14 protein-coding genes and 2 pseudogenes are annotated in these 18,368 nt (G+C 53.5%); 8 read left to right on the forward strand and 8 right to left on the reverse strand.

Annotation, left to right across the window (positions count from 1 at the left end; translation table 11 throughout):
* The first annotated feature begins 8 nt into the window (after nucleotides 1-8).
* Nucleotides 9-1,022: a zinc-dependent alcohol dehydrogenase family protein gene (locus AC07XF_RS00365; RefSeq protein WP_495024927.1), complete on the forward strand. Its 1,014-nt coding sequence runs from the start codon at nucleotides 9-11 to the stop codon at nucleotides 1,020-1,022.
* A gap of 113 nt (nucleotides 1,023-1,135) precedes the next feature.
* On the opposite strand, the pseudogene AC07XF_RS00370 reads toward AC07XF_RS00365, so the two are convergent.
* From AC07XF_RS00370 to AC07XF_RS00385, 4 genes and pseudogenes are all read right to left on the reverse strand, one after another.
* Nucleotides 1,136-1,648 (reverse strand): annotated as a pseudogene (locus AC07XF_RS00370) (IS5 family transposase); the annotation flags it as partial.
* 42 nt (nucleotides 1,649-1,690) lie between these two features.
* Nucleotides 1,691-1,993 (reverse strand): hypothetical protein, encoded by a 303-nt coding sequence (locus AC07XF_RS00375; RefSeq protein ID WP_495024928.1) that lies wholly within the window; start codon nucleotides 1,991-1,993, stop codon nucleotides 1,691-1,693.
* Nucleotides 1,990-3,036: a ferredoxin--NADP reductase domain-containing protein gene (locus AC07XF_RS00380; RefSeq protein ID WP_495024929.1), complete on the reverse strand. Its 1,047-nt coding sequence runs from the start codon at nucleotides 3,034-3,036 to the stop codon at nucleotides 1,990-1,992. The genes AC07XF_RS00375 and AC07XF_RS00380 overlap by 4 nt, the downstream gene beginning before the upstream one ends.
* A gap of 348 nt (nucleotides 3,037-3,384) precedes the next feature.
* A complete protein-coding gene (locus AC07XF_RS00385) occupies nucleotides 3,385-3,606 on the reverse strand; it encodes a 4Fe-4S binding protein (protein ID WP_495024930.1) in 222 nt (73 codons plus the stop codon).
* A gap of 388 nt (nucleotides 3,607-3,994) precedes the next feature.
* Here AC07XF_RS00385 and AC07XF_RS00390 point away from each other — a divergent pair, with 388 nt between their 5' ends.
* Together AC07XF_RS00390 and AC07XF_RS00395 are read left to right on the forward strand one after the other, a co-directional pair.
* Nucleotides 3,995-4,690: a glutathione S-transferase family protein gene (locus AC07XF_RS00390; protein ID WP_495024931.1), complete on the forward strand. Its 696-nt coding sequence runs from the start codon at nucleotides 3,995-3,997 to the stop codon at nucleotides 4,688-4,690.
* Nucleotides 4,691-4,928: 238 nt separating this feature from the next.
* A pseudogene (locus AC07XF_RS00395) lies at nucleotides 4,929-5,162 on the forward strand (recombinase family protein); the annotation flags it as partial.
* A 913-nt stretch (nucleotides 5,163-6,075) separates the two neighbouring features.
* Here the strand turns inward: AC07XF_RS00395 and AC07XF_RS00400 are convergent.
* From AC07XF_RS00400 to AC07XF_RS00415, 4 genes are all read right to left on the reverse strand, one after another.
* A complete protein-coding gene (locus tag AC07XF_RS00400) occupies nucleotides 6,076-6,492 on the reverse strand; it encodes a nuclear transport factor 2 family protein (RefSeq protein ID WP_495024932.1) in 417 nt (138 codons plus the stop codon).
* A gap of 33 nt (nucleotides 6,493-6,525) precedes the next feature.
* Nucleotides 6,526-6,921 (reverse strand): Zn-ribbon domain-containing OB-fold protein, encoded by a 396-nt coding sequence (locus AC07XF_RS00405; protein WP_495024933.1) that lies wholly within the window; start codon nucleotides 6,919-6,921, stop codon nucleotides 6,526-6,528.
* A complete protein-coding gene (locus AC07XF_RS00410; protein WP_493172092.1) occupies nucleotides 6,918-8,108 on the reverse strand; it encodes a thiolase family protein in 1,191 nt (396 codons plus the stop codon). Before AC07XF_RS00410 ends, AC07XF_RS00405 begins: the two co-directional genes overlap by 4 nt.
* Before the next feature lie 268 nt (nucleotides 8,109-8,376).
* A complete protein-coding gene (locus AC07XF_RS00415) occupies nucleotides 8,377-9,762 on the reverse strand; it encodes an amidohydrolase family protein (RefSeq protein ID WP_495024934.1) in 1,386 nt (461 codons plus the stop codon).
* Between the two features lie 326 nt (nucleotides 9,763-10,088).
* Between AC07XF_RS00415 and AC07XF_RS00420 the strand changes: the two genes are divergently transcribed.
* The 5 genes from AC07XF_RS00420 (at nucleotide 10,089) to AC07XF_RS00440 (ending at nucleotide 18,360) form a co-directional block, all read left to right on the forward strand.
* Complete coding sequence (locus AC07XF_RS00420; RefSeq protein ID WP_495024935.1) at nucleotides 10,089-11,684, forward strand: DUF1302 domain-containing protein; 1,596 nt, start codon at nucleotides 10,089-10,091, stop codon at nucleotides 11,682-11,684.
* Nucleotides 11,685-11,730: 46 nt separating this feature from the next.
* Complete coding sequence (locus tag AC07XF_RS00425; RefSeq protein WP_495024936.1) at nucleotides 11,731-13,104, forward strand: DUF1329 domain-containing protein; 1,374 nt, start codon at nucleotides 11,731-11,733, stop codon at nucleotides 13,102-13,104.
* A gap of 152 nt (nucleotides 13,105-13,256) precedes the next feature.
* Entirely contained in the window at nucleotides 13,257-14,423 is a 1,167-nt protein-coding gene (locus tag AC07XF_RS00430; RefSeq protein WP_495024937.1) for a WD40/YVTN/BNR-like repeat-containing protein, read from the forward strand.
* Nucleotides 14,424-14,454: 31 nt separating this feature from the next.
* Nucleotides 14,455-16,878: an efflux RND transporter permease subunit gene (locus AC07XF_RS00435; RefSeq protein WP_495024938.1), complete on the forward strand. Its 2,424-nt coding sequence runs from the start codon at nucleotides 14,455-14,457 to the stop codon at nucleotides 16,876-16,878.
* 348 nt (nucleotides 16,879-17,226) lie between these two features.
* On the forward strand, nucleotides 17,227-18,360 hold the full coding sequence (locus AC07XF_RS00440; protein ID WP_495025081.1) for an acyl-CoA dehydrogenase family protein: 1,134 nt from the start codon (nucleotides 17,227-17,229) through the stop codon (nucleotides 18,358-18,360).
* Nucleotides 18,361-18,368: the final 8 nt, after the last annotated feature.

An 18,368-nucleotide genomic window follows, 5' to 3' on the forward strand; every position in this document is an offset into this window, starting at 1 on the left:
TACTGCTTATGAAAGTCGTGAGATGGACCAATGGGGCCAAGCCCGATCTGGAAATGCATGAGGAAGGGGTACCGACTCCGGGCCCTCATGATGTGCTGATCCGTGTACACGCCGCATCGCTGAATTTTCGAGATCAAGCCATCCTTGACGGCGCATATGGCGGGCTAACTCGACAAAATGGTGTTCCTCTGTCAGATGGCGCTGGTGAGGTGGTCGCGGTAGGGAGCGCTGTTACTCGAGCGAAGGCAGGTGACCGGGTCACGGCAGCTTGTCATCCTGCATGGATCGGCGGTTCGTGGTTACCCGAATATCAAGCAGACAGCCTGGGTATGACCACTGACGGATGGCTTGCCGAATACATCCAGCTGCATGAAAACGCAATTGTTCATCTACCGTCCTACATGTCTTATATTCAGGCCGCGTCACTGCCATGCGCAGCTGTTACAGCTTGGACAGGCCTCAGTTTGTCGTCTCCTCTTCAGCCAGGTCAGACGGTTCTTATCCAAGGTACTGGTGGAGTTGCATTGTTTGCACTTCAAGTCGCGCGAATGTATGGCGCACGTGTCTTTGCTATTACCTCATCTGAAGAGAAGGCTGAGAAACTGAAGGCTTTGGGGGCCGAAGCGGTTGTTAACTACCGTACGTACCCTGATTGGGAAAAGAAAATCCTCGATCTCACCGATGGAAAAGGGGTCGATAAAGTGATCGATATTGCCGGAGAAAAGACTATCGTCAAATCAGCAGCGTCGACTCGAATTGGTGGTGATGTCACGTTGGTTGGCTTCACAAGCGGATTTGGCGGCGGGATTCCGCCGATTGATATACTTTCCCGAACGCTTTCAGTTGCTGGCACTTCCATTGGCCCGCGGGCGAACTTCGATGCCTTGATGGCCGCAATGGCCCAGCATAAGATTGAGCCCGTTATCGATAAGGTATTCCCGTTTGCTGAATACCGTGACGCTTATAGGAGAATTAAAGCGGGAGAGCATGTCGGCAAAATCGTTATAGAGGTCGCCAGCTAGCTTGTCTTCTGCTCACTCGAAGCCCACGCTCACCAGTTGTCCATTGGGCTCGGTGAATCTGATCTGATACCGAAAACCTCGGGCTTTCGCGATTCGAGCATGAGTTACCGCATGCTCGAACCTTCGGTACCGTTGTGGGCTTTGGCGCCGAAATAGTACTGGTTGCCTTTCTTGGTCGAACTGGGCGCTTGAATCAGTGTGGCATCGACGATGGTGCCTTGACGCAATGACAAACCACGGTCACCCAGGTAACCATTGATCACACCGAGAATTCCAGTGGCCAACTCATGTTTTTCCAGCAGGCGATGGAAATTCAGAATGGTGGTTTCGTCCGGAATTCGCTCGAGACTCAGACCAGAAAACTGATGCAGGATGGTCGTTTCATACAATGCTTCCTCCATCGCGGGATCGCTGTAGCCGAACCAATTTTGCATCAGGTGCACGCGCAGCATCGCCATCAGTGGATCGGCCGGACGACCGCCTTCACCCGTTGGATAATGCGGCTCGATCAGGGCGATCAAGCCCTTTCAGGGCACCACCTGATCCATCCCGATCAGAAACAATTCCTTGCGGGTCTGTTTGCGCTTGCCGGCGTACTCGGCGTCGGCGAGGGTCATCTGTTTCATCATCGAAAAGCTCGGCGACTGGTGTCCGGAGATTTTGCCAAATCAGTAAGTCTTTTTCAGAGTTTCCCTAAGCTTTTCACCTAATTCGGTGAGGACGGTGTCCCAGTCGATCTCGACAAAATCGCCACGCGGTTCTGTACGTGGATTCAAGCGTTTTTGGGGCGTATTTACGCGATCCGGATCGTTGTGAACCTCTAGAAACGACAATCCTTTATGACAAGAAGTCCCGCCGTATGGATGCCCCATATCAGGATGGAGCGCGGTCACTTCGCTCTGGTCATCGAGTTCAGCCAATACTGGGCAGTTCGGTTCGCATATACGACAGAATGTATGTGCTGTTTTCATCCCTGCTCTCCCACTTCTGAATCAAGCGGCAACCCGGAAGCGCACTTCAATAGTTTGTCCTTCTCGATGATCTTGACCCGGGGCCGTCCCTGGGACCGCCCGGCTTCAAGTTCCCGGTGAATGATGGCAAACCAGCCGTCACGCCAAACGATATCGGGTTTTCGATCTTGAATAATCGCCATTACACCGTCTTTATCCAGGTCGGCTGGAGGCAATCGATCGGCCAGTATGTCCTCAAACAGACAACGGACCGTTTCGCCTGAACATTTTTTATTGCTTCCGATAATTCCTCGGCAACCGCGCTTGATCCGTCCGGTTACATAGGTTCCCGGTAGTGCATGTTCGTCACCAGTAACCCGACCTTTGGCATTTTTGATGACACCACGTCGCTCGTCGAAAGGCAGACCGGGAAATGCTGTTCCACGGTAGCCGATAGCACGCAAAACGAGGCCAATATCCAAAATCGACTCTTCATCAGTCAGTTGTACATTCTGATTTTCACTCACATCGAGCACAAGACGGTTTCGCATGACTCGCAATTGCTCGACTTTACCGTTGCCCGACAACGACACAGGAGATGCCAGAAAGCGCAGCACGATGCGTTTGTTACCGGCCTTGGGTTCTCGTTGGACCAAGCGCCTGAGAGTCTTGAGTTTGCGTACTGTTTCCCAGTCAGCCCCCATCAGAAATTCATCGCGCTCACCAGGCAATTCCTCGCCCTGAACAATGACATCCACACCGCTCAGGTGCTCCAGTTCTTCCAGCTCAGGATTGTTACAGGAACCTTGCAGGCTCCCTCGACGCCCCAGAATGACCACTTCCTGAATTTGGCTGCGATGTAACGCTGCTATCGCATGATCACCAATATTGGTTTTCTCCAGCTCCGACACCGGCATCGTCAGGATTTGAGCGACGTCAAGTGCGACATTACCGTTGCCGACGACGACTGCCCTGTCGCAGGACAGGTCGAAATCGAGATGGCTGAAGTCTGGGTGGCCGTTATAGAAAGAGACGAATTCTCGCGCCGCCCAGCACCCGGCCAACGACTCCTCCCAATGCCCATGCGCGTATCGCTGTTTGCACCCACAGCGTAAATAACCGCGTCATACCAGTGCGCCAGTTCGTGGTGATAGATGTCTTTTCCTATCTCCAGGTTGCCGATAAATCGCACCCGTGGGTTGTTCAGGAAAAAGGAGAACTGACGATCAATCACCCATTTCTTTTCGAGGTGATCCGGAGCAACTCCCGACCGCGCCAATCCCCAGGGAGTGGGCAATCGCTCGAACAAGGCGATTTCCACTTCGACATCTGGTCTTTCAAGCAAATGTTCAATCGAATAAAGCCCGGCAGGCTCCGCGCCAACCACTGCACTCGAAGACGTCGAGACATGATCATCTGATCCGCGTGGAAAAGAATTCCTTATTGATTTGAACGTAGTGCTGCCATTTCTCCGGCAAATAACCCGCTTCATAGATTGCCAAGACAGGGCAAACGTCTCGACAAGCACCGCAATTCACGCAGACATCCGAATTGATATACATTTGCTCTGCTCCGTCGAACTCCTTTGCGTGCGGCCCGGGCGCTGATGCAATTGACGGGACAAGTTTCCACACATGAGTAGTCTGTTATGCAGGGCGCCGCGATTGCGTAAGCCAAAAGGTTAGAGTCTGGTTTTTATTAGATTGATTGGGCATCTAGCGATACATCGTAAAAATTAAAAATCAGTGCGTGTCAGGCGCCTGAATGTTGCTGGGACGTTATGCCTGAAACCAGCATGCGATCTCGTCATGTGACCCGATACTTCCTCACGAGACAAATACCATGGCAATCTCAGAACATTTACTGGAGCTGGTTTAATTGCCGGCATGGGCGTGCGGAAAGTCGAAGGCGTGAGCAATTGAGGCAACTCCGATTTGGATATTGCCAAGGAGCGGCAAACCTGATTAGATGCAGTGACTTCCCCCAGCTGGGCAACTCGTTGACTATAATTGGAGAGATCATATGTTCCTGCTTCACCATTCCCAAACTTGTCGTTCGATGCGCATCAAATGGCTGCTCTGCGAACTGGGTCTGCCCTATGAGGAGAAGAAGTATAATTTTTACAATGAGGAACGGGTAAATCCCGATTACCTTAAGATTAATCCGGGCGGCACATTCCCCACGGTCGAGGATGACGAACTGATCCTGACTGAATCGGGCGCGATCATCAATTATGTCCTGCGCAAATATGGGGACGGCCGATTCCAGCCAAATAGCATCAAGGAACAGGCCATCGTTGATCAATGGATGTTCTGGTCCGAGGGCAATTTCGCAATCCAGCAGCGCTATTTCTGGGACCATTCTGTTCCGAAACCGGCCTGCATCAGTGATCCGATAGACAGTATTGGAATCGAAGGCAAACGACAGGCAATCAAATATTCGCTTCAGTTGGAGCTGGCGTTGCGGGATACGGGTTATGTGGTTGGTGACGACCTTACCGCCGCAGACTTCATGCTCAGCTTCCCCATATATCTCGCCGACCAGGCAGGATGGTTCGAGACCAGGCCAAAAATCCGAGCGTACATAGATCGGTTGTTGGCGCGTCCCGCGTTCCAAGAGGCGATAAGCGATACCAAGGAGACTCTCGGCACGTTATTCAGCGATCCGAATGCTAAGAGCTGGCGAGACTTCGAGGACACCGTCGAAATGTGGCAGTAGCACTTTTCGGGCCGATATCCTGCATGTCGCCCCAAGGGATGAGTCTGGGGGGGCAGCGGCGCGACAAAGGAAATTATGAGCGAACTTCCAGACAATCAGGGGGCTTGTTCAGCAGATTGGCCGCGCTCCCTCCTGAAAACTGCTATCGGCAAGCGCAATCGGTGCCGTTGATGAACTGCCCAAGCCGCCTGCGCCCCTTAAGGTTTGAGTTGCAAGTATGTGTAGCTCGGACGCTTACGCCGCCATTGCCCGCAAGGATTACGAGCAGCGCCGCGAACGTCAGGCCCAAGGCATCGAGACGGCCAAAGCTGCTGGCTAGTATCAGGTGCGCCCAATAGATGAGGATCTGCACAAGCGGGTCAAAGAACTGCTGCAAGACGGCTTGGGCATTAGGGCAACTGCGCGGCACGCGAGTTGTTCTACCACTACAGTACTGAGAATCCGCGACCTTAAAATTATCACCAATTGTTAAACGAAGCGCTCGACGCAGTAACTATGTCGGATATTTTTCTTTTGTATTGATTAGGATTTCTGCAGCTTGTAATACCAACTCCTGATTTGGGTTTTGCCCAGTAAATAATTTTTGAGGACTTGAAATTTGGTCTTCAGCATGTCTAGGGAAATGTGGGGTTTTTCATAGAGTGGACCCTGCCTGAATTGCACCCCTTGCTCATGAATATTAGCGATGATTCGCCACTATGTCTCTTCTTAGAAGTCCTAATTTTTGAGTTTTGGCTCCTTCTCTAGCAGGAATTTTTATATTACGGAAATTGCTTCTGATGCCTGCTCAGCTCCATCTTATTTCATGATTCTGGCTAAATCTTCCTGTAATAAATCTTGTCCTTGGAGGAAAGGCTGTAAAAGTCTTTGACGGTCACTAGCATTTTTTTTGGGGGGGCAGCTCCATGGTCGAGGCTATCACCTCGGTTATCTGTAGCACCTAAAACACAGCCAAAAAATCACTAGCCACTGCATCCTCCCCTTGCGGCGATTGAGTATTTTAGACTCCATAGTATCTATCTATATTGGAAATCAAATTCGATTTCGCCAGCAAATCGGTATCGTGCTGTCGCTAATACTATCTATATGAGAACAGTTTCGTATTTCGCTACTCTGCAGAGGGCTGCGGTTGGCGATTGGTAGGAGCCAGAGAGGCTGAGCGGTGTTTCAGCAGGGACTCCAACTAATGACGCGTTGGCTCGCAAAGATTGATACAGAGGGCGTTTTCAACTACTGCCCTCAACCGTGGTTGAGGGTAGATTCAAGGCATTGGTTTTCGTCGTGGACAGCTTCCGTTGCTAACCGGCCAGGCCTCGGATGGGGATCTGAAAAGTCTGCATCCTGGTGATGTGCTTTTTACATAAAAGACCCCAGGAGTCAGGAAGTCAATCATTGCGCGCGTTTCGCAACTTCAAAACAGCAAGGGGGTTATAGAACTCTCGCCAATGCGTGACCTTGCCGGCTTCTACCGCAAGGATGAAAAGATAGTGGTTAGTATAGTCCGGCTTGCCGCCAATATAGGTACCCAGTGAGCGCGCTTCGATAATGGTGTGGCTGGTTCCCGGCTGCTCGATGACATCCACCAGATTCAGTTCGAATGTATGGAATACTTTGAGCGTATTAATCGCTTCGATGAATGCATCTACCCCCTGCAGCAGCACCGGCGCCCCTGAGTGATGGTAGGGCCAGTCGAGCTGAACCTGGGGCGCCAGCAACGCCCGCAGACCATCGAAGTCACGGGTTCCCAGGCATTGAAGGGCAAGTACCGCAGTGTTCACAGTACTGCTTGTCTGCGTGGTCATGATCTTTATCTCCTTTTCTATGGCAGACCGCGCTCAGACCAGCTTGAACTGTGGCAGTTGCAAGTCACCTCGGGGTTCGAAGGCCACTTGCACGGCAGCACCGATTTGGGCGAACTCCGGATCACAATCGACGATATTACTCATCATGGTTGGGCCTTCCTCCAATTCGATAAGCGCAAGTACATAGGGCACCCGCTCTGCCATCGACTCGTAAGGCGGCGTATGGATCACAGTGCGTGCGGTAATACGGCCGAGGCCGCTGGCGACGAAATAGTCGAGGTCGGTGGACCAACAAGCCGGGCACCATTGGGTGACGAAGCGGAAGCGATGATTGCAGGTCTTGCAAAGTTGCAGGCGCAACTCTCCGATGGCGGTGCCATTCCAGAACTGCTGGTTGACCGGTGTCACTTCGGGTACTGGGCCATTCATAGTGAGGCTCCCAGTATTAAGGTCGCGTGTTCGTACATCATGCCTCCGTACACATGAACCAGTGCAGTGTTCGCGTTCGGTACCTGGTTGTTGCCTGCTTCACCCATTACCTGGCGTGCAGCCTCGACGATCAATGACATACCGGATGCTTCTCCGGTATGACCAAAGGAAAGCAGACCACCATTGGTGTTGACCGGCAGGCTGCCACCCGGGTCGATGGCGCCGCTCTGGACAAATCGCGCGGCTTGGCCCCGAGCGCAGAAGCCGAGGTTTTCCAGCAAGATCAGCGGCGTAACCGAGAACGCGTCATACAACATGGCAACGTCTATGTCGCTGTGTTGCAGGTCAGCGCGGCGGAAGGCGTCCGAACTGGTACGGGTCGCTACCGTGTCGACTAGGCGGCCGTTGGCCGCGCTGAGTGAGCCATGGCTGTGCGCTTCGCCGTAGCCCAGCAGGTAGGCTGGTCTGGAGGAGAGTTCACGGGCCTTGTCAGCGGAAGTGACGAGCACTGCACCGCCGCCATCGCAAGGCACCGAGCAATCGAGAAAATGGAAGGGGTCGGCGATCATCCTGGAGTCAAGTACGTCGTTGGCGGTGATTGCGCCCTTGGGGTTCATGAGCGCGCGCGGGTTGAGCAAGGCCCATTGTCGGGCAGACACTGCCACTCGGGCCAGATCGGCAGGCGTTGCGTTGCGTTCGGCCATGAAGCGTGAGGCGATCAATGCATAAAGTGCTGGGATAAATGGGCCGTAGCCGATCTCGAAATCAGGCTCGCTGATCATTCGAGCCATCACCTCCGCGCTGCCCGCCGAGGGTTTGGTGAACTTGCCAGCACCGATGCACAGTACGGCATCGGTTAGGCCGTCGCGAATCGCTGAGGCGGCTCGCGCAACCATAATAGCGAAGCTGGCTCCGCCAGCGTTCAGGGTCTCTGCGAAGCCGGGCACCAATCCGAGATCGGCACCCAGCTTCTCATGGGTATAAATGTCGATCGCCCCCACACCTTGGCCAGAGGGGGCGGTGAGCAGGCCGTTAATGTCGCGGGGATGCAGGCCCCACTCTTTCAGGGCATTGATAGCGACATGTCTGTATAGATTGTAGGGACTGATTTCCGGGAAGCGACCAGGCTTGAGTTCAAAACTCGCTGCGATGGCCACATCAGGTTGTGTGTTGCGTTTGCTCTGCATAGTTTTTACGCCGCGATTGCAGCCCTCTAGGTGTTTGGCGAATAGCAGCGAGTGCTATTGATTGACCTTGGCGAGATTTTTCTTGGCGGGAACATGGGAAGGTTGAATAGGCGGAATGTGCCTGCCCCGATGTAGTCGGTTTGTGCCGAAGGTGCTGGTATTTCCTGTCTGAGCTTTGAATTCATGCGCTCAGTGATCAAGAGCATTGGTTCGGCCCTCCCGCCGCTGTAGAGGGAGGGCTGATCTTGCGGGTAGAGAACGTGTTGATTTATGTAGTTGTCTTGGTTGTATTGAATTTTGATTTGTCCATATTGAAAATACGGACCGCATTTTCACCGAGTATCTTCGTTCGCTGGACTTCGCTCAGATTTTTCATCTCGCGCTCTATACTCAGCTTCGAATGTGGGAAGGAACCCTCATGATGTGGGTAGTCACTCGACCAGAGAATGTTGTCTTCTAAACCCAGGCTTACCAAGTGGTCAAGCATCCCTGGGTGTTCAAGCGTAGAGACAAAGCAATTGCGTTTGAAGTAGGTGCTTGGAAGTTCCGGAATAACGGGTCGAACCCACATGTGGTGCGCACGATAGGCATGGTCCATTGAATTCAGTACCCATGGGATCCAACCTGTGCCGGCTTCTATTACACCGGCTTTAAGACGAGGAAAGCGTTCGAATACGCCTGACGCGATCAAGGTCACCAGCGGGTCGATTCCCGAACCCATGGCAGCATGAAAGTTGATAATCGCCCCCCCTTTGCCACCAACGGCACGGGGGTCCTCTCCGTTACCGACGTGGAACACCAGTGGCAGGCCGGTTTCCTCAATGGTCGCCCACAGTGGTTCAAAGCTCTTGTCGTTGTATTCCAGTCGATTGCGCGGCTGGTCGAGCCGGTGGAAGTTAGGTCTATTGGAAATCATGATGCCGTGAAAGCCATTTGCAGCCGCCCATTGAACTTCCTTGATCGCATTTTCCAAGTCGCCTGCAGCGATCAGTGCCATCGGCATGATTCGATGGAATTCGTCCTTGAAGGTTTCGTGTGCCCAGCGGTTCCATGCACGGGTCATGACACCGGAGAACACGGGATCTGGGGTGGCGAAGGCCAGAATGCCTTTCTGCGGAAACACGATTTCCGCGTCCACGCCATCCTGCCGTGCATGTTCCAGGCGCTGTTCAACGCTGCGGCCGGAGGCTGCGCGCAGTACATCCTGATCTTCCATGCGATCAGTGTAGGGAGCGAGCACTTCAAAGCTCTCGAAGGCTTCGGCTTCTGGCAACAGGTCTCGGCGGTCTGATGGAACGCTGACACGTTGTCGAGGCCACCCATCAGTATGAAGCCACTGAACGCCTTCTTCATCGACCCGAACTCGAGGTAAGCGATCCTGGTACTGCGGGTCAGTCACTCGAGAAGTTAGAAAGTCGAGAGGTTCGTTGGCGTGGCTATCAGCGCTGACAATGAAATATTTGTCTGCGTTGCCTGATACGAGGCGATCGCTCCATGGGAGGGGGCTTTCCTCTTTTAGGCGCCACGCGTTCTTGTCGGTGGATGCTGACATTTTGTCTCCTGTTTCATGTGATTGCCGGCCCTGCGTGGGCGGACTTTGCATGAACGGCTGATAAGTTCGGATTCCAACAAATAATTTTTTGGAATCCATCATGAATGTTAACCAACGAGTCCTGCTTGGTTATGGCCATACTAACCCTGTGTTCAAGATGGCGTGTTCCTGCCGGTGCAAGCCGATTTGTCTCGATCAGCAATCGTTGCTCCCGCTGCGAGGCGAGTTCGTCGGGGGCTGGGTTGCCATTGGGTCATGTTTTCATTGCTGGTAGAGATAAGTCTGTTGTCGGGATGGTCGATATGATTCAAATCGACGGCGCCACCGATACCTGTGAGTTCAGAACCCTGGGGTTAGTTCGCCTTCTGCCTCCAATTGAGTGGTGCTGAGGCGTCACTCCATTAAAATAAGAGCACGGAGACAACGCAATGAAGAAGTGCAACTCGCGTCATCGTGTCATAAGTTCTTTTGTGGTGTTTGGGTTCTCGTTTGCCATAATCGACAGTGCCTACGCTTTCAAGATCGATACAGACAATCCTGACTTCAAGGTTCGCTGGGATAATACCTTGCGGTACAACCTAGGGGTGCGTACCGAGGGGCAGGACAAACATATTATCAATACTCCACCGTTCGACACTTCAGATCGAAAATTTGATCGTGGTGATCTGGTTGCCAATCGAGTTGATGTGTTGACCGAGCTGGATTTAGTCTATAAAGATGTTCATGGTATTCGCGTCAGTGCGGCTGGATGGTATGACGACGCCTATAAAGATACTGATATCAAGGGAACTCAAGGCGTTACTCCTAATAATAGCTACACCGGTTATGTCAAACGTTACATGCGTGGCCCCTCTGGCGAATTTCTTGATGCTTTTGCATTTACCAGTTTCAACCTGGGCAGTACGCCTGTGTCCGTGAAAGCGGGCAGGCACAATGTTTATTGGGGCGAGTCGCTGTTCTCGCAGTCTGACAGCATCGCGTACTCGCAAGGGGCATTGGATGCGATAAAGGGAGCCGCTAACCCGGGCAGCCAAGCGAAGGAGTTGTTTCTGCCGCTGACCCAGATTTCCACTGTCGCGCAAGTCGCGGACGAACTCTCGGTGGGCGCCCAATACTACTTGGAATGGGAGCCATGGCGCCTACCTCCGGGCGGAACATATTTCGGGACTGCAAACTTCTTCAATATTGAGGGAGGTACATTCCTTGCTCCTGGAGTGCCATTCAATGGCATTCAAGACCGTCCCGAGGATCGCGGAGATTGGGGTGTTATGGCGCGTTGGTCGCCCGAAGCCTTGAGCGGCACGGTGGGTGTGTACTACCGTGAATTCGCCGAAAAACTGCCATGGCTAGCCATAGCTCCGGACTTTTCCTCGTCACACTTGGCCTATGCCGAAAAGACCAAGCTCTATGGCCTGAGTATTGCCAAGAACTTTGACGGCATCGGCGTGGGCGGTGAGGTTTCCTACCGCAAGAACACAGCACTCAATAGCGTCAATGTCACAGATCAAGGGGCTCGTGGCGACACATGGCACGGTCTGGTCAACATGATTTGGTACGGTGGTACGAATGCACTTTGGGACGCAGCACCACTGACCGCGGAGTTGACTTATACGCACTTGGAAAAAGTACGCAGCAACGCCGACAAGTTTGCTGAAACCCATTCTGCGGGTTGTGCGGGTGGTGTATCAAGTGGCTGTGTGACCAAGAATGCCTGGGGCACCAATCTTGCGTTTGAGCCAGTTTGGTATCAGGTCTGGCCAGGCGTCGACCTCAAGATGCCACTCACTTATGGCATAGGCCTGAGCGGTAATGCCCCGGCGCTTGGCGGCACCCGAGAAGGCAATGGCTCCTGGAGTGCCGGTGTGGCAGCTGTGGTGCAAAACCAGTACTACGCCACTTTGCGCTATGCCGACTACATGAACCAAATGAGCAACAATGGGGAGACGATCACTAGCGAAAACGCCGGTGGTGCGCTCTACAGGGATCGTGGCTGGCTTTCCCTTACCTTGCAGACCTCATTTTGAGTGTGAGCTTTTTCCATAAGCAGTCACCGCCTTTCAAGGAACTATCATGAAAAAAAGCATGCCTTTTATCGCCTTGGCCTGGTCCATGCTGGTTGCCAATGCAGCCAACGCCGCTGTGAGTGCACAAGAAGCGGCTCAGTTAGGAAAAACACTGACACCCTTCGGCGCCATCAAGGCGGGTAACGAGAGCGGTACTATTCCGGCTTACACCGGTGAGCTACTCAAGCCACCCGCGACTTTTGATCCGAAGAACCCAGGCTATCTGCCGGATCCATTTGCTGCCGAAAAGCCTGTGCTCACCATTAATGCGGGCAACATGACGCAGTACGCAGACAAGCTCACCGAGGGCGTCAAGGAACTGCTGAAGAAATACCCCGACTTTCGAGTCGATGTTTACCCCACTCATCGCACTGCGGTTTACCCCGAATATAGCATTAACAATATGCTCCACAATGCTACGTCCTGCCAGTTGGTTGATGAAACCCTCGTGGGCGAATGCAAGGCAGGTCTACCGTTCCCGATTCCCAAAAGCGGTGAAGAAATCATCTATAACAAAGCACTTAATTTCCAAGGTGTTGCGTTTAAGGCCTCCTTCGGCGCTTATGTGGTCGACAGGTCGGGCAAGTTGACGTTCATGTCCTGGTTGGAGGCTTTCAACGAGGTACCCTATTGGGCGCCAGGCGAAGGAGGGGGGAACAAGGAAAACAAGTTGATGACTCGTTTTCGTTCTGACACTGATGAGCCGGCACGCAGTTCCGGTGAGCGGATTTTGCTGATTCGCCCGATCGATACCAAAGTGCCCACGCCGACCTATCAGTACCTACCAGGTCAACGGCGCGTGAAACTAGCTCCGGACCTGGTGTATGACACCCCCAATCCCATATCCGGTGGGACATCGGGTATGGATGAGATAGGTGGTTTCTTTGGTCGAGCTGATCGTTTTGACTGGAAGGTGGTCGGTCGTAAGGAAGTGTACATACCCTATAACAGCTACAAACTGCTTCAGCCGGAATGCAATGAGGAAAAGGGGCTGACGCCTAACTTCATCAATCCCAGTTGTGTACGCTGGGAGCTGCATCGCGTATGGCAGGTTGAGGGGACGCTCAAGCAAGGTCGCCGTCACGTTTTTTCAAAACGCGTGATGTATGTCCAAGAGGACTCCTACTCGGGCGGTATCTACGAAGGCTACGATGCCTCAGGGAAACTCTACAGGACGAGCATGCAGTTTCCCTTCTTCGTCTACAGCTATCCTGAACTGGGAATACTAGGTCAAGCGTTCGTTACCTACGATAATCAGACAGGTGGTTACGGTGCTTTCAACATTCTAAGTTACGGGCGTAAAGGGTCGGCGCCTATTCCCTTTCAGTTGCCGGCACGTGAGTTCACGCCAGGTGCTTTGGCGAGCGGTGGCATTCGCTAAGTCAAGAAGGACTCATTCAGGGTGCGCTACTTGATAGCGCACTTGAAGTTGTCGTACGGGCCCCCCTGGGTGTGCATCGTATTCTCATCGTGCCTTGTCGCTAGTTGCAGCATCATCCAGTGTCTGGCGGCAGTTTGTGAGATTTGCCACGAATGAACAGAGCGTCTTTCGCTTTGACGATTCTCTCTGGAGTCGTCATTCCGTTATTTGGTAATGGAGTTCAACCTGCCTGCGCTGATACCAAGCCGGCCGAGTTGCAGATACTCAGCGCGCTGGTGCCAAGTACATCGCGCCCGGAGACATTCAAGAATCCCTTGAGTGTGACTGCGCCCAGGCTTGCGCTAGCGCAGAAATCGCCATTGTTCAGCGTGGCCACGTGGGACGGCGTCAACGTGGTCGCTGCGGGACGCTACGGTGTCATTGTCCACGGCAGTGGGCATGGTGACGACTGGCAACAGGCCGAGGTACCCGTTTCGAACGATCTGGTAGCCCTGGCTTTCGGCGACGCCCTCAATGTCTGGGCAGTGGGTCATGGTGGCGTGGTATTGCACAGTGCCGACGGGGGGCAGAAATGGGTGAAGCAACTCGACGGCCACAGCGCAGGTGTGCAGGCGCATGAGTACTACCGGAATCTGGCTGGAGGACTGGCGACGCAGGATCGTGAATTGATCTTGCAGGAGGCTGGTCGTTGGGAGCAGGAAAGTACAACGCAACCCTTCCTGGATGTCTGGTTCAAGGATAACAAGACCGGATTCATTGTCGGAACCTTCAACCGAATTTTGCGCACGGACGATTCAGGCAAGAGTTGGGTTCCGCTGATCGACAAAATCGACAACCCTCAGGGGCTGCATTTCTATGCGGTTCGCGGTAACGAGAAAGAGGTATATCTCGCTGGCGAGGCGGGTCATGTGTGGCGATGGGATGAGCCCACGGTGCGTTTTGTCGATGTGTCCATACCTTACGAAGGAGCTCTTTTCGGCTTGATCGTGACGCCGGAAGTGGTGCTGGCATACGGGATGCGCGGCAGCTTGTTCCGTTCGCTGGACCGTGGCGCTACATGGGAACAGATCCCCTCGGCGATCAGGGGAGGAATTGTGTCCGCAGACGTGTGGCCGAACGGGAACATTGTCATAGCCGGCCAGAGTGGTGAGGTTTTAGTGAGTTCAGACCAGGGTGCGACTTTTACGCTTGCCCAAGGCAGTGAGCAATCTGGCGCGGTCGCCGCTATTGCCGCCACGCTCCACGATGACTATCTGGTGGTCGGAGTCTCAGGTGTCGGTCGGCATCATTTGGCTGAATCGGCACAGCGAAATCCTTGAACGAACAATCCTTTGAATTGGATCCGTCACCATGGCTCACATTTCCCACTCCGCCTCGAAAGAGGCTGCAGAAATCTACAGCGATCCTTCCCTGTTCGATAAGTCATCCGGCAGCCTCCTCGAACGGCTCGTGTTCAACAATCGACTGTTAGTGGTGCTGTTCGCGGTGCTGCTGACAGTGCTCCTGGGGTACCAACTGCGTTTCCTGGGGGTCAATGCCAGCTACGAGAAGATGCTTCCGCAAAGCCACAGCTTTGTGCGCAATTTTATCGAAAATCGCGCCGAGCTGCGTGGGCTGGGTAACACGGTGCAGGTTGTCGTTGAAAACACTCGGGGCGATATTTACGATCGCGAGTACCTTCAGACGCTGGCCAGGATCAACGACCAGATATTCCTGTCCCCGTTTGTTGACCGGGCGTGGATCAAGTCGCTCTATTCGCCGGCCGTGCGCTGGTCGGAAGTGACCGAGGCAGGCTTCGACGGTGGTTCGTTGATGCCAAGCGACTATGACGGCTCAGAGCGCTCCATTGCCGAACTCCGTCTCAATGTGCAGAGAGCCAATCTGGTCGGGAGCCTGGTCAGTTTGGATCAGCGTTCCAGCATGATCTTGATTCCGCTGATGGATCGCGACGCTAGCGGCAACCCGGTTGACTACGCCGGCTTCTCCAAAATGCTGGATGAACTGCGTACGACTAGCGATTCAGAGGGCAACCATCGCGTCTATGTGATTGGCTTTGCCAAGCTGGTAGGGGACATGATCGCGGGGCTAGAGAAGGTGATGCTCTTCTTTGGTCTGGCAGCTGTTACCGCAACCCTGATTATCTTCCTTTATACCCGAGATTTACGAAGTACCCTGCTGGTGATGTGCTGCTCGATGGTCGCCGTGGTCTGGCAGCTTGGAATGGTCACTTATCTCGGGATGGAGATTGACCCGTTTTCGATCTTGGTGCCTTTTCTGGTGTTTGCCATTGGTGTCAGCCATGGCGCTCAAAAAATGAACGGTGTGATGCAAGACATCGGCCGTGGCACTCACAAGTCCGTTGCTGCGCGTTTTACCTTTCGCCGACTTTTCCTGGCCGGGCTCACAGCATTGCTGGCTGATGCCGTCGGCTTTGCCGTGCTGATGATTATCGATATTCCGGTGATCCGCGAGTTGGCGCTGTCCGCCAGTATCGGTGTCGCGATTTTAATTTTGACCAACCTCATCCTGCTGCCGGTGCTGCTCTCCTATGTAGGGGTTTCCCCTGTGGCCGCGCAGCGCAGCCTGGCTTCAGCTGGCGGCGATGTGGGTCGTATCTGGCTGTGGTTCAATCGCTTCACCGAGCGCAACTATGCGATCGCAGCCATTACCGTGGCGGTGGTGTTGGCGTTGTTGGCCTTCGTCAAGGCACAAGATGTGAAGGTTGGCGACCTTGATCCCGGTGCGCCTGAGCTGCGGGCTGATTCCCGTTACAACCAGGACAACGCTTACATCACGGCGCACTATGGCATTTCCAGCGATGTGTTTGCAGTGATGATCAAGACACCGACTGACGGCTGTCGCAACTTCGAGACGCTGATCGAGATGGATCGTCTCGCAGAGAGGCTGAGTCAAGTGCCGGGTGTGCTGCATACCGCGTCGCTGGTAGACCAGTTGCGTGCATTAACGGTGGGTGCCTACGAGGGCAATCCTAAATGGGCGACTGTGGCCTGGGACCCTTTGGTACTCAAGGACCGGATCAACCTCGCGCAGAATTGGAACTCTGAAATGCTCAACGCTGATTGCTCGCTGCTGCCGGTGCAAACCTACCTGAGCGATCACAAGGCCGAGACCTTGAAGCGCGTTGTCGACGTAGCCCAGGATTTTTCCGATCGGCACTCTACACCTGATCGTCAGTTCCTGTTGGCGGCAGGCAATGCAGGTATCGATGCTGCTACTAACTCGGTGGTCGAGAAGGCCAACCGCGAGATGTTATTGCAGGTCTACGCAGCGGTGATCTTGCTGTGCGCCATTACTTTTCGCAGTTGGCGCGCGGTCGTGGTGGCTGTGTTGCCGTTAATCCTGACCTCGATCATGGCGGAAGCGCTCATGGCAATGCTTGGTATCGGCATGAAAGTCGCGACGTTGCCCGTTGTTGCGCTAGGGGTTGGAATCGGCGTGGACTATGCACTGTACCTGCTGAGTGTGATGTTGGTGCTCCAGCGCCAAGGCCTGTCGCTCAGTGAGGCCTACCGCGGCGCTCTTGGTTTTACCGGAAAAATTGTGGCGCTGGTGGGTATCACGCTGGCGGCCGGGGTTATTACCTGGGCGGCTTCGCCGATCAAGTTCCAGGCCGATATGGGCATCATGCTCACCTTCATGTTTGTCTGGAATATGGTCGGGGCACTTATATTGATACCTGCGCTTTCTCATTTCCTTTTGCGCAAAGAGACAGTCAAGCTCAAGCCGTTGGCGCAATTGTCATCGGTGAGGTGACTGAGCGTTTAACAACTCGTTGATATATGAAAGCCCCTGGCCGGAAGGCTCGGGGCTTTTTTGACTTTGGTGCAGAGGTGGAAGTTGTTCTCATAACGTTGCGATAGGGCTGTCATGAGTTAACAAAGCATTATAATGAGATGGCTGTCTCGTTTTAATGTTTTTATAATGACAATATGGATCATATATTCCAATAAAACTGTTTAATAATCCAAAAAAACATTTATTATTTGGTTGTGGTGATAATTGGCCGGTGGGTGTCAGGGCTTTGAAACATTCCCCCGCGATTATCGGATCAACGGCGTGGTAGCCATCTACTCGTCATCTTTTCATCTGCTGAATCAGAGGATTTTCATGCGTAGCGTATTTCGAGAAGACCACGAGCAGTTTCGCACCCAGGTGCGCCGTTTCATTGAGAGGGAGATCCAGCCCTTTCATGCTGGATGGGAAGACGAAGGGATAGTGCCGAAGGCGCTTTGGCTGCGTGCTGGTGAGGAGGGGCTGCTAAACATCATGCTGCCTGAGCCCTTCGGTAGCGGTGGTGATTTTGGCCATTCAGCCGTGCTGATCGAAGAGTTAGCGCGCGTCAACGCCACTGCCGTGGGTTTTAACCTGCACTCCGATATCGTGGCGCCTTACATTCATGAATATGGTGACGAGGCGCAGAAGGAGCGCTGGCTACCGGCCATGGCGAGGGGCGAATTGATTGGCGCCATTGCCATGACAGAGCCCGGAGCGGGTAGCGATTTGAAGGCTATACGGACCACTGCGCGTCGCGAAGGCGATGAGTACATCATCAATGGTCAGAAGACCTTTATTACCAACGGATTGAACGCCGGCCTGGTCATCGTGGTTGTCAAAACCGATCCAGCAGCGGGTGCTCGCGGCATATCACTGATTTGCGTTGAGGAAGGCACTCCAGGGTTCGAGAAGGGCCAAAAACTCAAGAAGGTCGGCTTGCGTGGGCAGGATACCTCGGAACTGTTCTTTGAAAATGTGCGTGTTCCAGTCGGTAACTTGCTGGGCGAGGAGAATGCCGGCTTCGGCTACTTGATGCATGAATTGGCTCAAGAGCGGTTGGTCATTGCTGTGCGCGCCGCCGCATCGATTGAGGCAATGCTTGAGCGCACCATTGCCTATACAAGAGAACGAAACACCTTCGGCCAGCCTGTGTTTTCCTTCCAGAACACTCGCTTCAAACTTGCCGAAGCAAAATCCCAGGCAACCATGATACGGACCTTTATCGACGATTGCCTTGCTCGACATCTGCGTCGCGAATTGACACCAGATCGTGCAGCGATGGCCAAGCTCAACGCTACAGCGATGCAAAATCGTTTGCTCGACGAGTTCCTGCAAATGCATGGCGGCTATGGCTACATGAGTGAGTATGTCGTGGGCAGTGCATGGGTGGACGCACGAGTCAGCCGGCTCTTCGGTGGTAGCGACGAGATCATGAAAGAAATCATTGCACGAACGCTTTGACGCATGAG

Source organism: Pseudomonas sp. GW821-FHT01C01 (genome assembly GCF_059422645.1).

Bases quoted from the DNA above. Each gene is read 5' to 3' on its own strand.
- AC07XF_RS00365 (WP_495024927.1), top strand. From the start codon at position 9: ATGAAAGTCGTGAGATGGACCAATGGGGCCAAGCCCGATCTGGAAATG.
- AC07XF_RS00375 (WP_495024928.1), bottom strand. From the start codon at position 1,993: ATGAAAACAGCACATACATTCTGTCGTATATGCGAACCGAACTGCCCA.
- AC07XF_RS00390 (WP_495024931.1), top strand. From the start codon at position 3,995: ATGTTCCTGCTTCACCATTCCCAAACTTGTCGTTCGATGCGCATCAAA.
- AC07XF_RS00400 (WP_495024932.1), bottom strand. From the start codon at position 6,492: ATGACCACGCAGACAAGCAGTACTGTGAACACTGCGGTACTTGCCCTT.
- AC07XF_RS00405 (WP_495024933.1), bottom strand. From the start codon at position 6,921: ATGAATGGCCCAGTACCCGAAGTGACACCGGTCAACCAGCAGTTCTGG.
- AC07XF_RS00410 (WP_493172092.1), bottom strand. From the start codon at position 8,108: ATGCAGAGCAAACGCAACACACAACCTGATGTGGCCATCGCAGCGAGT.
- AC07XF_RS00415 (WP_495024934.1), bottom strand. From the start codon at position 9,762: ATGATGGATTCCAAAAAATTATTTGTTGGAATCCGAACTTATCAGCCG.
- AC07XF_RS00420 (WP_495024935.1), top strand. From the start codon at position 10,089: ATGAAGAAGTGCAACTCGCGTCATCGTGTCATAAGTTCTTTTGTGGTG.
- AC07XF_RS00425 (WP_495024936.1), top strand. From the start codon at position 11,731: ATGAAAAAAAGCATGCCTTTTATCGCCTTGGCCTGGTCCATGCTGGTT.
- AC07XF_RS00430 (WP_495024937.1), top strand. From the start codon at position 13,257: ATGAACAGAGCGTCTTTCGCTTTGACGATTCTCTCTGGAGTCGTCATT.
- AC07XF_RS00435 (WP_495024938.1), top strand. From the start codon at position 14,455: ATGGCTCACATTTCCCACTCCGCCTCGAAAGAGGCTGCAGAAATCTAC.